Genomic DNA, 15,091 nt, shown 5'->3' on the forward strand with positions numbered 1-15,091 from the left:
TATCTATGCTCCTGGGGACTCACGCGCTTGCCGCCTGCCTACAACTCAAATTATTTTGGGTATAGCTATTGTTTTTTTGGTATGCCACGAACATTAATCCACCATTTTCCCGGGCGTCTTTGCGCCCGGGTTATTCCTGGCTATCAGGTAATAATGTGGTTCTGCTGCACCAGCTCATCGAGCGTGACGTGTGTGCTCTCCAGTGTGACCAGTTGGGTTGGGTTGTGCGTTGCACCTGTACCGTCGCGGTCGATAGAGATAACCGTGCTGGTACCGTTGTAACTGACGCTCAGATAGTTAGCGATATTGGATGTTGCCGGGTTCCAGCCGGTAAGCAGGTCGTGGATATTGATTTTGTCGCCATCCGCCATATGGAAGTCCTTCCAGGTATCAGCACCATTGCCACCCGTCGAATTTGCGCTGTTTAGCAGGTGATAAACCAGCGTGTCGCCATAGGCCGAGCCGGTTATCACATCGCTTTGCGCGGTGCTGACAAACTGCGGGTTCATGTTGATGGTTAACGTGGCGCTGTCGGAATGGCCGTTCTGGTCATTCAGGGTGTAGGTGAACGTTTCTTTGGTCGTTATCGACGCCGGGTTAATCCCGTTGTTAAGCGTGTAGGTATACGCTCCGTCGATGCCGATTTGCAGCGTGCCGTAATGCCCCTGAATCGTGGCGGTGGCGCTGCTGTTGGTCAGTGGGTTAAGCGTAGTGGTCGTGCCGTTGAAGCCAGTAATACTGAGCAACGTGTGAACGGTACCCAACTGGTCAATCGCACCGGAAGAGTCTGTGCCATCGTACAAATTGCCGTGGACGGTACTGACGCCCTGCGTTAGATAATTATCCAGATCAATGGTGGTACCGGTGACGGTTGGGGTTATGGTGACCTGGCCTGCCGCCAGTGCCCCCATACTCCCGGTGTAGTTCAGCGTATAGGTGCCAGCCTGCAGATCCAGCCCGGCCAGGTTAATGTCTGCCACGCCGCCTAATAACAGACCGCCACTGATTGTGCCGCTTCTTATCACGGTTCCTGCGCTGTTGGTGATATTCCAGTCAACATTTAAACCGCCCAGTGACAACACCGATTGCACGGTAAAGTGCAAAGCGGGGTTGTGCAGAACATCGTTGGTGCCGACGACGAAAGTCCCTGAGCCACTACCGGATGATGAAGCCAGCAGTTTTGCCTGCCACGACGCTGAACCCACCGTGGTATCGGAGTAGCTGGCGGTGGTTTGTGCGGTGTTGATGAGCATCGCCGTGCTGATATCGTCAATCGCATTAACCGGCGTCGGCGTCGCCGTGACGTTCAGCGATGCGGTGTCGGTGTCGCCATTTGGTGCGGTGACCGTGTAGACAAAACTGTCCGGTGTTTTGATGCTGTCAGCGCCGACACCCGCATTCAGTTTGTAGGTGTAGTTGCCGTTGGCATCAATGGTCAGTACTCCATATTCGCCATTGATTGTTGTCGTTCCTGTTGCGGCAATGGAAACGCCGTTCACCTGGGTGATATGGCTACCCACGGGGGAAATATCATCCTGCATGACGTTACCGTTCGTCGTGGCGCTTAGGCTTTCCACAGCATACGTATGATCTTGCAGGATATTCAGCGTATAGCCCGTCAGCACCGACACGCCACTGGCGTTATTGAGCAGGAACAGATATTCACCGCCCGGTAGCGTTAACGTTAATTGCCCCGATGTACCGCCCAGCAGCGGGGCAGTAAGCCAGGTTTTTTGTACCTGGTACTGTTCAAACTGCTGGGTGACGTCGTTGAATTTGTAGATATACAAATCGAAGGTAGACAGTAAGGCCACCCCGCCAACACTGGCCTGTAACGTCATGGTGCGCGTGGAGCCATCATCGACATCAAAGATAATCGGGTTAGCCATATTGGCCAGCACGTCCGCGTTCAGCACATTCCCCAGCCCAACAGAAACCACCGAGAAGCCACTTTGCTGCGATGCGCCGTGGTTTACCGCTTCCACATCGGTGCTGTAGGTCAGTGCCGCGGTGTTATCCGTTGCCGTTACGCTGCTGGCTGGCGCGCCATTACCGAGTGTGACCACCAACTGAGCGGTGTCGCTGATACCGTTTTGGGTGATGGTGTAGTTGAAGTTTTCGGTGTGCCCGAGTACTGCCGCCGTGGTGTTATTCAACGTGTAGGTGTAACTGCCGTTCTGGTTGATATGCAGAGTACCGTACAACCCATTGATATCAGCACCACTCGCACCAACAGCCAATACTTGCCCCTGTGCGTTAGTGACCGATGTGACAACCGTGCCTGCCGGGGCGGTATCCTGCCCACCGCTCGGGTCTATATCGGTTATGACATTCCCCTGATGCGATGTTTCACCCGTCACAACACCCGGGCCAACTTGCTCAACGGCGACGTCGAGACTGGTTAGTGAACCGGTCGCCAGCAGATTAGTGTTGTAACTCAGCACGCGATAAGTGCCTTCAGGCAGGTTATCGATTTTGAACGTAATGCCGCTGGCCCCAATGGTTAACAGGTTGGCAAATTGTGCCTGCGATGAGTCGTAAACAGTGGTCCATGTACCGGTGCCGGAATCGAACCGTTGAACGGCCACTTCCAGCGAGTTGAGCAGCGTCAGCACTATGCCGGTTGCGGCAGCTTCAATCGTGATATTCCCGGTTCCTGCGCCAACGTTAAACTGGACCTGCGCCGTGTCACTGCCGAGCACCTGTACTGAGTTGCCCAGCGCACCGACTAACAGAACGCCATAGTCGTTGTAATGGACCGGTGGCGAGACAGTCGCAGTGCTGCTCAGTGCCAAATCGATAACGTTGTCATTGGCGGCCAGTGGCAGATCCGGCGCGGTCGCCGTAATGACCGGCGATACGTTGCCTGCTGCATCCGTGGCTTTGATGGAAAGAATTTCACCGTCAATCTGGCGCGTGGTGAGCGGAGCCGTCCAGGCACCGCTGCCGTTGGTGGTCGCCGTGATGGTGGTGACGCCGTCTGCCAGAGTGACAGTGACGGTGCTGTTGGGTTCGGCGGTGCCGCTTATCGTATTGCCATCGACACTGACGGTCGCGGTTGGTGCCAGCGGTGCGATGGTGTCAACGATGACGGTGACCTGGGCGGACGGGCTACCGGTGCCGTTAACGTTGGTCGCGGTGGCCGTGAAGTTGTGTGAACCTTCGGTCAGTGCAGATGGGATATAGCTCCAGGTCCCGTTCGTCGCAACGGTGCTGCCCATCAATACGCCATTGTTATAGATGTTTACGGTTGCACCGACATCCGCCGTGCCGTTGAGCGTCGGCGTGGCATCGTTGGTACTTTGCCCGTTAGCCACGGTTCCGGTCACAGGGGCGAAGTCATCCATCACACTTGTAATGACAGGCACACCCGGTAATGCGGTATTTGGCGCAGTAAATCCTGCAGAAGTACCAACGTTACCTGCGACATCCTGAGCGAATGCAAGCAGGGCCTGTGAGTTGGTTTGCGCAGGCGTAATTGCCACGCTGAAGCTACCCGTACCGTCAGCTGTTGCTGTTCCGAGGACGATTCCGCCGCTGGTGGTAATGGTCACCGTGCTACCCGCTTCAGCAGTCCCTGTTACGGTCGTGCCTGTCGCGTTAACGGCTAATCCAGTTGGTGCACCCGGCGCTGTGGTATCAACCACAATCGATGACGACTGCGAAAGGGCGCTGGTGTTGCCCGCAAGGTCAGTTGCGGTAACGGTAAATGAGTGGCTTCCTTCGGACAGTGGCTGCGTTGGGGTATAAGCCCACGCGCCGGTGCCGCTGGCGGTGACGTTGGTAACAAATACACCTTTGTCATAAATAGCGACGGTCGATCCGGCCTCAGCCGTACCATTAAGTGTTGGCCGACTGTCATTGGTTGCCTGGTTGTTGGCGAGAGGGTTGTTAAATACCCCTCCTGCTACATCATCAACAATCGAAGTGATAACTGGTGTCGTTGGCGGGGTGGTATCGACCGTTATCGCAAACCCTGCTGATGCGGTACTGACGTTACCTGCAGCGTCCGTGGCGGTGATGGTGAACGTATGTAAGCCCGCGGCAAGCGGAGTGGTCGGCGTAAACGTCCAGTTACCGCCAGCAGGAACCGTTACAGTGCCAATCGGTGTGCCACCATCGAGGATGGTAATGGTTGTGCCCACTTCACCCGTGCCGCTGATCGTTGGGCGCGCATCGTTAGTGACTTGTCCGTTCGTGAGGTTGGCGTTAAACACGCCGCCTGCCACATCGTCATACACGGTTGACAACGCAGGCGTTACCGGTGTGCTGGTATCGATAGTCAGCGTAAAGCTGCCAGAGACTGCCCCGATGTTACCCGCTGCATCAGTGGATGTTGCCGTAAAGACATGTTCTCCATCGAGCCGGGCTGGTGGTGTATAGCTCCAGGTGCCCGTCGGGCTGGCAGTAACTGTGGCGAGAAACACGCCATTGTCGGAAATACTCACTATCGAGTTGGCTTCTGCCGTCCCGCTGAGCAACGGCGTGTTGTCGTTGGTCGACTGCCCATTGACCAGTGCGCCGGTGACCGGGCCGACATCATCAAACGCCTGAATAACAATCGGTGCCGTTGGTGCAGCCGTATCGACGACGATATTGAAAGTATTAGACAGTGAGCTGACGTTGCCCGCGCTATCTGTTGCGGTCACGGTAAATGCGTGGTTGCCGTTAGTCAGTGGTGAACCCACTGGTGGCGTAAAGTTCCATGTGCCGTCTGTGGCGCTGGCGTTAACAGTGCCGATTATGCTGCCGTTGTCGTAAATGGTAATAGTGGTACCCGCTTCCGCTGTTCCGCTGATCAGTGGCAGGGTGTCATCAGTGGATTGGTCGTTGGTTAAATCACCTTTTTCAGTACCCACATCGTCTGCAATATTGGTAATAGCAGGAGTACCCGGTGCGGCCAAATCAACCACTACGTTAAAGATGGCAGATGGCGCGCTGACGTTACCTGCCGGATCGGTGGCGGTAACGGTCAGATTATGTGAGCCGCTACTTAACGCTGTTGGTGGGGTAAAGCTCCAGGTGCCGCCAGAGCCAACAGTTGCAGTGCCAAGCGGAGTAGGGTTACTGCCATCGTAAATTTTGATGGTAGAACCCACTTCTCCCGAACCGGTGATAGCAGGGCGCGTCTCGTTGGTCGGCTGGCCACTGCTGATCGGCCCAATATTTGGCGCGGTGTTGTCGGTAACCGCAACAATTAATGGTGCGGTTGGGGCTACGGAATCTACAACGACCGTGAAGACCGAAGATGGGTTACTGATATTTCCTGCCGCGTCAGTGGCGGTGACGGTCAGGTTATGGCTGCCCTGGCCGAGTGCGTGCCCACTGTCTGGTGTGAATGACCAGTCACCGGTTGGACTTGCGGTGGTCGTGCCGAGGACGGTAGTGCCATCTTTGATCGTGATTATCGCGTTCGCTTCACTGGTGCCGCTGATGGCAGGCTGTGTATCTTTGGTGAGTTGACCGTTGGTCAGAGGGTTGTCGACACCTACTTGAGTCTGATCATCTACAACCAGAGTAATGGCAGGCACCACCGGAGATGCTGTATCAATGACGGCATTAAAGGTGGTTGCCGTGCTGACGTTGCCCGCTGCATCCGTGGTGATAATGGTCAGATTGTGGCTGCCATCAGTTAGCGCTGGGTTCGGGGTGAAGTTCCAGTTACCTGTGCTATCAACCAGGGCAGTACCGATAACCTTACCGTTTTCACTAATGGTGATAGTGGAATTCGGCTCGGCTGTTCCAGTAAAGGTTGGTGTGTTGTCATTGGTCGGTACGCCAGAAATGACTGGAGCAGGTGTTCCTACGTTGTCAGTGACACTGCTGATCACAGGCGCTGTTGTGAGCGTATCAACGTTTACCGAGAAGCCAGCAGAAGGTGCGCTGACATTACCGGCCGCATCAGTTGAAGTGATGGTTATCGGATGCAAGCCCTGGTCCAAATCGGTTGTCGGCGTGAAGGTCCATGTCCCCCCAGTGCCGACTACGGCGGTACCGATCGGCGTGCCATTATCAAGGATCGTGATAGTTGAACCAACCTCACCGGTGCCTGTGATCGTTGGGCGAGGATCGTTGGTGGCCTGGCCGCTGTTAACGGTTCCAGTAATTGGGGCTACATCGTCGGTGACGGTAGTGATAACCGGAATCGTCGGTGCGGCTGTATCTACGATGACGGTAAAGGCTGGCGACAGGTTGCTGGTCTGAGCGGCAAAGGTCTGGCTGACGGCAAAGGTATGCGAGCCTTGGGCCAGCGCTGCTGGGATCTGGTAGCTCCATGCGCCTAAAGGATCGGCGATCACGGTGGCAACTTCTGTTCCATCAACAAAGATATGAACAGTTGCGAGAGATGCAGCGTTTGAGCCACTCAGTGTCGGCGTGGTGTCATCGGTTGTTTTTCCGTTGGCGATATCTCCGCTAACGGTACCTACGTTATCCACAACATGGTCAATGGTTGGTGGTTGAAGGGCGAGTGAGAGAGTTGCATTAAAGTTTGCTGATGGGCTTTGGTTTCCTGCAACATCCTGCGCTATAGCGACCAGCGCGGTGCCTGGTAACTGGGCAGGCGACAAAGTGATAGCCCATTTTCCATCGGCATCAGCGATGCCACGGCCCAGTTCCGTTGTACTGTTCCTGATGATGACAGTACTGCCAGCTTCGGCAGTACCGCTGACAACTGTGTCACCAGGGACTAAAACAGTTGGAGCCAATGGCGCAACAGTATCAATGTGTAAAAGAATGGGGTTCGTTGATGCCACCGTATTCCCGACAGCATCGGTAGCACTAAAGGTAAACGTATGATCGCTTACGCCTGTCGGGAGTGCTGTCGTTGGCGTGATGGTCCAGGTGCCGTCTGTACCCACAATTGCGGTGCCAATTGCCGTGGTTCCACCGTTGTCGTAAATAGAAACGGTACTGCCAGCAGTGCCTGTACCTTTGAATGTCGGAGTCGTATCGTCGGTATAGCTGCCATTCACCAATGGCGTTTGAATCGTACCGACATTATCAACAACTTCTGTCACAACCGGGGCGGTGAGCGGCGTGGTGTAGACCGTCAACGTAAAGTCTGCGGAAGAAAGGCTGATGTTACCTGCAGCATCGGTTGCCGTTGCAGTAATTTTCTGCTGACCGTCCTGAAGCGTTGTTGTTGTAATCGTCCATGTTCCGCCAGATACCGTTGTGGTCCCGATAACTGTGCTGCCGCTATACAACGTAATGGTATCGCCATCTACACCAGTGCCATGGAATGTCGGCGTGTTGTCGTCTGTCACTCCTCCGGTTGACAGCGAAGCCTGGACTGGGCCGACGTTATCGTCAGCAGAGACGATGGTTGGGGCAGCGGATGCTGCGGTATCCAGGGTGAAAGCAACCGAGCCAGACGGCAGGCTTTTGTTACCCGCAGCATCAGATTCGATAACACTAATTGAATGGTTTTGCCCGGAGATAGGCGTTTGCGGCGTAAAGCTCCAGGAACCATCCGCCCTGACAGTCGTCGTGCCAATGTCTGAGCCATTATCGCGAATGGTGATGGTATCGCCCACACTCCCTGTTCCTGAGATGGTTGGTGTGGTGTCGTTGGTGCTGCCACCATTACTGATATTGCCCAGAACGGGGGCCTGGTCGTCAGTGACCACCGGGATGCCCGGAGTGGCTGGCACTGTTGAGTCAACTGTCAGTGTGAAGCCAGCTGAAGGCAGACCGACGTTGCCCGCAGGATCGGTCGCAACGGCGGTCAGGGTATGTGAGGTTTTGCTCAACGCTGGTGAAGGTGTAAATGTCCATGTGCCGCCAGCAGGAACAGTCACCGTACCAATCGGCGTGGTACCACCGTTATCATAAATATTGATTGTTGCCCCTGGTTCGCCACTACCGGTGAGCGTCGGGGTTCCGTTTTGCGTGCTGCCCCCGTTGACCAGTGGCGCTGACTGATTAGCGATTTCACCTTGAGCGCTGATAATTAATGGCGCGCCAGGCGCAGTTGTATCCACAGTCAGGTTATAAGAGGCGGCAGGGCTTGCATTGCCTGCAGCATCGGTGGCGATAGCATTAAGTGTATGTGGCCCTTCGCTCAATGGCTGCGTCGGAGTGATGCTCCATTTCCCATCGGTTCCTATCGTCGCGCTGCCGACAGGAGTCGTGCCATCGTACAGAGTGATAGTCGAACCCACATCCCCGGTGCCGCTCACTTGTGGGCGGGTGTCATCGGTTGCGTTATCTTGGGCCAGCTCCCCTTTGACCGTGCCAATATTATCCTGAACTGAATTAATGACAGGGGTAGCGGGTGGGGTAATGTCCACGTTAATGGTAAACCCGGCTGAAGGGCTCGTGACATTACCTGCAGCATCTTCAGCAACGACGGTAAATGTATGGCTACCAACAGGTAACAATGTTGGGGTGTAACTCCATGTTCCTGACGAATCGACAGTCAGCGTGATGAGCGGTTGTGTGCCATCTAAAAGAGTGAGGATTGAACCGGGTTCACCGGTACCAGTGATCGTCGGAGTTTGATCGTTTGTTGAACCATTATTCAGGACCGGGCCGGTAATTGTTCCTACATCATCGTTGACCAATGTAATAGTTGGTGCCTGCGGCGCGATAGTGTCGACAACCACGTTGAACGAGGCTGCGGGACTTGTGTTATTTCCAGCATCAGTTGCAGTAACTGTCAGGTTGTGTGAACCCTGGGAAAGTACAGTTGTGGGGATAAAACTCCACACGCCCCCGGCACCTGCGGTTGTGCTACCCAACAATAAGCCGTTGTCATAGATCTTCACGGTCGTGCCTTCTTCGGCTGTGCCCTGAAGTTCTGGTTTGCTGTCGTTGGTTGTTTGGCCGCTGGTGAGATCACCCGTGTGATTGGCAAAATCATCAATAACGTGTGTGATAACCGGTACTAATGGTGCTGTTGTGTCCGGGGCATCAACAGGTGCTTTAGGTCCGAGGTTGCCCGCGTTATCTGTTGCTGAAACGCCGAGTATTTCGCCATTGGTTTGTGGTGGGGTAATCGATACGGTAAACGTGCCATCGCCTCCCGCAGTACCAGTTCCCAATTCAACGTTGTTAGCATCGGTAACCTTAACGGTGCTGCCTGGCTCGGCACTCCCGGTGACGACTGTCCCTTCTTCATTTACATGTAAATTTGTTGGGGCATCAGGTGCAGTGTGGTCTTGTGCCACGACGGTAGCACTTGGGCTGGTGTTATGAGCGGCATCAGTTGCAGTAACCAGCAACGGTTGGCCGTTGAGTTGCGCAGGCATGAGCGGGGTAACGTCAAAGTCACCGTTGACATCAGCCGTGCCCGTACCCAATACCATGCCTTTACTGTCTTTGACGGTGACCGTGCTGCCAGGTTCAGCATTACCTGTGACATGTTCGCCATCGGCTGAAACCAATAAATTGGTTGGTGCGAGTGGAGCGGTGTGATCTTCTGCAATAACCGTAGCATTAGGACTTTGATTTCCAGCAGCGTCGGTTGCGGTAGCGCCGAGTGTTTCCCCGTTAAGCTGTGGCGGATCGATGGTAACGCTAAATTTGCCATCAGTGCCGGCTGTAGCACTACCAATAGGGTCACCGTTACTGTCAGTTATGGTGACAGTACTGCCAGTTTCTGCGCTACCGGTGACGACAGTGCCATCGGCCGAGACATCCATACCATTTGGCGCTAGTGGCGCCAGGGTATCAACGACAACGGTAAACGCAGAGGATACGCCACTGGTACCGCTGCTATTTGTCGCGGTTAAAGTAAAGACGTGTTGGCCGTCGAGTATTGCTGGTGGTGTGTAATTCCAGTGGCCAGTTCCGTCAACCGTCGCGGTTCCAGATAAAATACCGTTGTCATAGATTGTTACGGTACTTCCTATTTCCGCCAACCCGCTTAGCGTCGGGGTTTTATCATCGGTTGATTGCCCGTTGTTTAGCGTGCCGGCTATTGTTCCGGCATCGTCGGTAACGGTGTCCAGCTCAGGCACAGTTGGGAATTGAGAGTTAGAGGCAGTAAAAGGCGTATCAGGTCCGGCGTTACCTGCTGCGTCCTGAATATGGGCGCTCAGTGATTCACCGTGTGTCTGCGCAGGAGAGATATTGACAGTAAATGTACCGTCAGTGCCGACTAGTGCCGTACCCAGCAACGTATTACTTGCGTCAAAAATGGCGATTGTGCTGCCCGACTCGGCATGCCCGGTCACCGTTGTTCCGTTCTGGCTAACGCTATCGATAACCGCGGCTGTTGGTGGTGTGAGGTCAACCGTAAACGTTGGGCCGGTGACGAGTGGGCTTTTATTGCCCGAAGCATCGCTTTGCTGCACTGTCAGTGCATGCTTGCTCTCCGTCAGTGGCGTGCCTGGTGTGAAACTCCATTTACCATCATTGCCAACCGCAACCTGGCCAATTTGTACTCCTTTGTCGAAGATCGTAATGGTGTCGCCCGATTCCCCCGTACCGGTAAGCATTGGGCGGGTATCATTGGTCACGCCATTATTGGCGATAGGTCCCGTAATTGTGCCCACGTCATCCAATAGCTCGGTAATAATCGGGATGCTCGGCGCAGTGTGATCGGGTGCCGTGACGGAGCTTTGCCCACTACTGTTGCCTGCAGGGTCGGTAGCCGTCGCTTCCAGTGTTTCACCGTTGACTTGCGGTGGGGTGATGGTGACATTAAATTTGCCATCAGCGCCGGTTGTAGCACTGCCAATAGGAGCACCATTACTATCGGTTATGGTGACAGTACTGCCTGCTTCGGCACTACCAGTGACATGCGAGCCGTCGTCTGAAACAACCAGACCTGTTGGGGCTGTGGGGGCTGCTGTATCAATTGCAACGGTGAAACCAGACGAGGTTCCGCTGGTGCCACTGCTGTTGGTTGCGGTTAAAGTAAAGACGTGTTGGCCATCAGGCAACGCAGCTGGGGTGAATGCCCAGTGCCCCGTACCGTCAGCCGTCGTGCTTCCGATCGCTACACCTTTGTCATAAATGGTCACTTTTGTTCCAGCTTCAGCCGTTCCGCTTAGCGTCGGGGTTTTATCGTCTGTAGCCTGGCCGTTTGTTAGGTTGCCGGTAATTGTTCCTGCATCGTCAGCAACGGTAACCAGTACTGGCACGGTTGGAAAATGGGAGTTAGATGCATCAAAGTTGGTATCTGGCCCGACATTACCAGCGCGATCATGAATGTTTGCCGTGAGTGTTTCACCGTGCGTCTGAGCAGGGGTGAGGGTAATAGTAAAGCTGCCATTGGCACCCACTACTGAGGTTCCAAGCACAACGTTATTGGCACCTGTAATCGTAACTGTTGTTCCTGGCTCGGCAGTTCCCGTCACTTTGGTGCCATCCTCGCTCACATTCGTGATTTTGGCAGCATCAGGAGGCGTGTGGTCGACGATAAATGTCGGACTGGTCGTTGTTTTACTAACGTTACCTGCAGGATCGGTTTGAATCAGAGTGACGGTGTGATTGCCGTCGGCGAGCGGTTTAGTTGGGGTGAAGCTCCATTTTCCATCACTGCCAACCGTGATCTGAGCGATCTGAACGCCGTTATCAAAGATGGTGACTTTGTCACCTGCCTCGCCGGTGCCGTGGATTATTGGAGCTGTCTCATCGGTATATGTACCGCTAACGATAGATCCTTTGATACTACCGACATCATCTTGTAGCTGATCAACGTCGGGAGACTCGGGTGCTACGGTATCGATGGTAATCGTGTAACTTGGCGAGTGAGTACTTTCACCCTTGGCATTGGTTGCCGTAACACTAAATGAGTGAGAGCCATCAGATAGCGCGGTGGTTGGGGTGTAGCTCCAGTTGCCGCTAGCATCAACGACTGCGGTGCCAATTTCTTTGTCGCCATCATAAATATGAACGGTGGTCCAAGCCTTGCCAGTGCCCTGAAGCGTTGGGGTATTATCGTTAGTAGATTGAGTTTTCGGGACGTTGCTTAGTACTGGTGCGACGTCATCCACCACATTGGTGAGTGTAGGTGCATCCGGTAATGGAATATTAGGTGCAATGACCGTGGCATCAGGGCCTGTGTTTCCGGAAGGATCGGTAGCATGAGCCGTCAGATCTTCACCGCTGATCTGCGGGTTTTTTAGCGGGATAGTGAAAGTGCCATCGCTGCCAGCGGTGCCTTTTCCGATAATTTGACCACTGGGATCTGTAATTGTCACCGTGCTGCCGGGTTCAGCTTTGCCGGTGATCGTTTTACCGTCTGCTGAAACATTTAAATTTGTTGGTGCAGCAGGGGGCGTGGTATCAGTCGACGGCGGTGGAGGTGGATTCGGTCCCCCTGTTTCACCGTCGTTATCCGAATCACCGCCACCACCACCACCACCTGCGGCCAGAGCAATACCCCCAGCAATGGCTACACCACCTAAAACCCACGGCCAAATAGCGGCACCACCATGGTTTTCTGCACCCGTGGCAACCATGAGATCATCAATACTATTGATATGCTCGAAGTGAAAAGCCGAATCTGTATCCTGTACCCACCACAAGGCACCATGGCTGTCTTCAAGCACCAGTTGGTTGCCACCTTGATCGGCGTAAGCATAGAAATTTTTAACGGTAATGACTTCACCGTCACGAAGAGTGATAACCATATCCTGGTTAGTTCGAGCGATGCTGGCAATATCAGAGCGTTCGGCTTTAAGTTCGACAATAGAAGGAGCTGTTAGCGTAATTTCAGAGGCTTCAACATTGTTCGTTACGCCAGTAAGTTTTGAGATGATTGATATTGAACGCATTGTTATCACTCCATTCGGTGTGAACAGGGGTAGACTTTAGAAATGCTTAATCTTGCAAATGATTTCCCCGAGACAAATTGTTATAGCAATCTCACGCATTTATAAAATTTAAGGCGAACGAATCCGTACGTCAGAATATTGACGGCTAACATTATTGATATGTGGTTGCTTTCTACCGGGCTATCACTTTATTTAAATGTAAAATTCATACTTTTGTATCATTTCCATTCGGGGATAATGAAGATATAGACAGGAAAACATGAAAGCGCAAATTAAGGGACCCTGGGTAAATATTTTAGAGTTGGTTAATAAGGTTTTTTTCTAACGAGTCGTCAATGATCCATGAATTTTTGTTATAACTAAAAATAGGTTATTTCGTGGGTTATTTGGTTGATTTTAAAGTTATTTATTTATGTTTGTAAGGTGTGAATGGCCATTTGTTAATGTCCCATTATCTATAATATCATTTCCATTGTATTGGTGTGGTTATTTGTGTGCGGGTAATTAATTGTTTTTTTGTTGAAGTAAAGGATGTTCTTGGGAATCGGTTTTTTTTATAATTTATATATAAAACTGAAAGGGAAAATATGAAAAATATACTGAGGTTTTTCTGAGTAGCACATTTCTAATAAGACCGAGAAATCTATTTTTAAAAAATGATTGCTTACCGGAACTAATTTTTTCGTAGAAGATGTATTTCAGATGAATTATTAATGAAGCATTAGCAAGTGTTAACAGTACTGGCCCTGTGCTGCAAGGACCAGTAAAGATTTCTGAGAGTTAGAGACGTGATTATCGACCAGCGTGTTTCATAATGCGCGCTTTATCCACCGCCCATTCTTTGTCTTTCAGGTCATTACGCTTGTCGTGTTGTTTTTTGCCTTTTGCGACGCCGATTTTTACTTTACACCAGGCGTTTTTCCAGTACATCGACAGCGCTACAACGGTATAACCATCTCGGTTAATACGGCCGTAAAGATTATCCAGCTCACGTTGGTTAAGCAGGAGTTTACGGGTACGTGTAGGGTCACAGACCACATGGCTTGATGCCACGTTTAACGGGGTAAAGTTTGCGCCAAACAGGAATGCTTCGCCATCGACCAAAATGACGTAGCTGTCACCGATGTTGGCTTTCCCTGCACGTAGCGATTTTACTTCCCAGCCTTGTAGCACGAGGCCCGCTTCAAACTCATCTTCGATAAAGTATTCATGGCGGGCGCGTTTGTTTTGCGCAATGGTGGCTGAACCTGGTTTGAATGCTTTTTTCTTTGTCATAGTGCTGCTCAGTATAAGTAATCCAGGAGTTCAAATACACCCCGCTTCGCTGCGAGGATGAAGGCATATCTTAGCACGGCTCTAGCCTAAGAGTTTTTCTTTGCGTGATGATAAATGTTATTATTTGCCCGTTTTGTGACTCTCAGGAAATGCTATGCCTCAGATTACCCGTACTGCGCTAGTGCCTTACAGCGCGGAGCAGATGTATCAATTAGTGAACGATGTGAAATCTTACCCAGATTTTTTACCAGGTTGCACAGGCAGCCGGGTGATTGACGCGTCGCATGATCAGATGACGGCGGCGGTAGATGTTTCTAAGGCAGGTATCAGCAAGACCTTCACTACGCGCAATACGCTTACAAGCAATCAAAGCATTCTGATGCATCTTGTCGATGGTCCATTTAAGTCATTGATGGGGGGCTGGAAGTTTACGCCGCTGAGCGCTGAAGCATGCCGTATCGAGTTCCAGCTTGATTTTGAATTTACTAACAAACTGATCGAACTGGCGTTTGGCCGTATCTTCAAGGAACTTGCGGGGAATATGGTTCAGGCGTTTACCGTTCGCGCCAAAGAGGTCTACAGTGTCGCCTGAAATTAAGGTCGAAGTCGTTTACGCGCTACCGGAAAAGCAATACTTGCTCAAGGTGCGACTGGCACAAGGCAGCACTGTTGAGCAGGCAATTGCCGAGTCGGGAATTCTCGAACTGCGCACGGATATCGATTTGACAAAGAACAAAGTAGGAGTTTTTAGCCGTCCGGTAAAACTCACCGATACGGTTAATGATGGTGACAGGGTGGAAATTTATCGACCTCTGATCGCCGATCCGAAAGAACTCAGACGCCAGAGAGCTGAAAAGGCTGCCCAGAAGTAGCCAAAAAAAAGGTGCCAATCGGCTAATGCCGATCGTTTAAGGATCAGTTGACCGATCCGGTGGCTCGTGTAAAAAGGGTTCATGCTCAACATGGACCCTTTTTAAATGGAACTTTCACAAGCTCTCGGTATTATCAATCTCACTGCCCCCGATGAAGTTCAAAGCCTCGCTGACCTCCTGTCTCCTGACCTCATTCAGCAAGCTTTTTCTCTC

General features: G+C 52.4%; 4 protein-coding genes. 2 read left to right on the forward strand and 2 right to left on the reverse strand.

Annotation, left to right across the window (positions count from 1 at the left end):
- Window positions 1-143 precede the first annotated feature (143 nt).
- Together LVQ77_RS19235 and smpB are read right to left on the reverse strand one after the other, a co-directional pair.
- Window positions 144-12,731, reverse strand: coding sequence for a BapA/Bap/LapF family large adhesin (locus LVQ77_RS19235; RefSeq protein WP_232905253.1), 12,588 nt, complete (start codon window positions 12,729-12,731; stop codon window positions 144-146).
- 792 nt (window positions 12,732-13,523) lie between these two features.
- Window positions 13,524-14,006: an SsrA-binding protein SmpB gene (smpB, locus tag LVQ77_RS19240; protein ID WP_064513222.1), complete on the reverse strand. Its 483-nt coding sequence runs from the start codon at window positions 14,004-14,006 to the stop codon at window positions 13,524-13,526.
- A 154-nt stretch (window positions 14,007-14,160) separates the two neighbouring features.
- On the opposite strand from smpB, the gene LVQ77_RS19245 reads away from it, so the two are divergent.
- Both LVQ77_RS19245 and LVQ77_RS19250 read left to right on the forward strand, forming a co-directional pair.
- Complete coding sequence (locus LVQ77_RS19245; protein WP_034457334.1) at window positions 14,161-14,598, forward strand: type II toxin-antitoxin system RatA family toxin; 438 nt, start codon at window positions 14,161-14,163, stop codon at window positions 14,596-14,598.
- On the forward strand, window positions 14,588-14,878 hold the full coding sequence (locus tag LVQ77_RS19250; RefSeq protein WP_232905254.1) for an RnfH family protein: 291 nt from the start codon (window positions 14,588-14,590) through the stop codon (window positions 14,876-14,878). The genes LVQ77_RS19245 and LVQ77_RS19250 overlap by 11 nt, the downstream gene beginning before the upstream one ends.
- Window positions 14,879-15,091: the final 213 nt, after the last annotated feature.

Origin of the sequence: Buttiauxella cochleicola, assembly GCF_021282435.1 — a bacterium.
Classification (GTDB): Bacteria; Pseudomonadota; Gammaproteobacteria; order Enterobacterales; family Enterobacteriaceae; genus Buttiauxella; species Buttiauxella massiliensis.

Excerpts from the sequence above, each read along its gene's own strand:
- LVQ77_RS19235 (WP_232905253.1), bottom strand. The coding sequence starts at position 12,731 with ATGCGTTCAATATCAATCATCTCAAAACTTACTGGCGTAACGAACAAT.
- smpB (WP_064513222.1), bottom strand. The coding sequence starts at position 14,006 with ATGACAAAGAAAAAAGCATTCAAACCAGGTTCAGCCACCATTGCGCAA.
- LVQ77_RS19245 (WP_034457334.1), top strand. The coding sequence starts at position 14,161 with ATGCCTCAGATTACCCGTACTGCGCTAGTGCCTTACAGCGCGGAGCAG.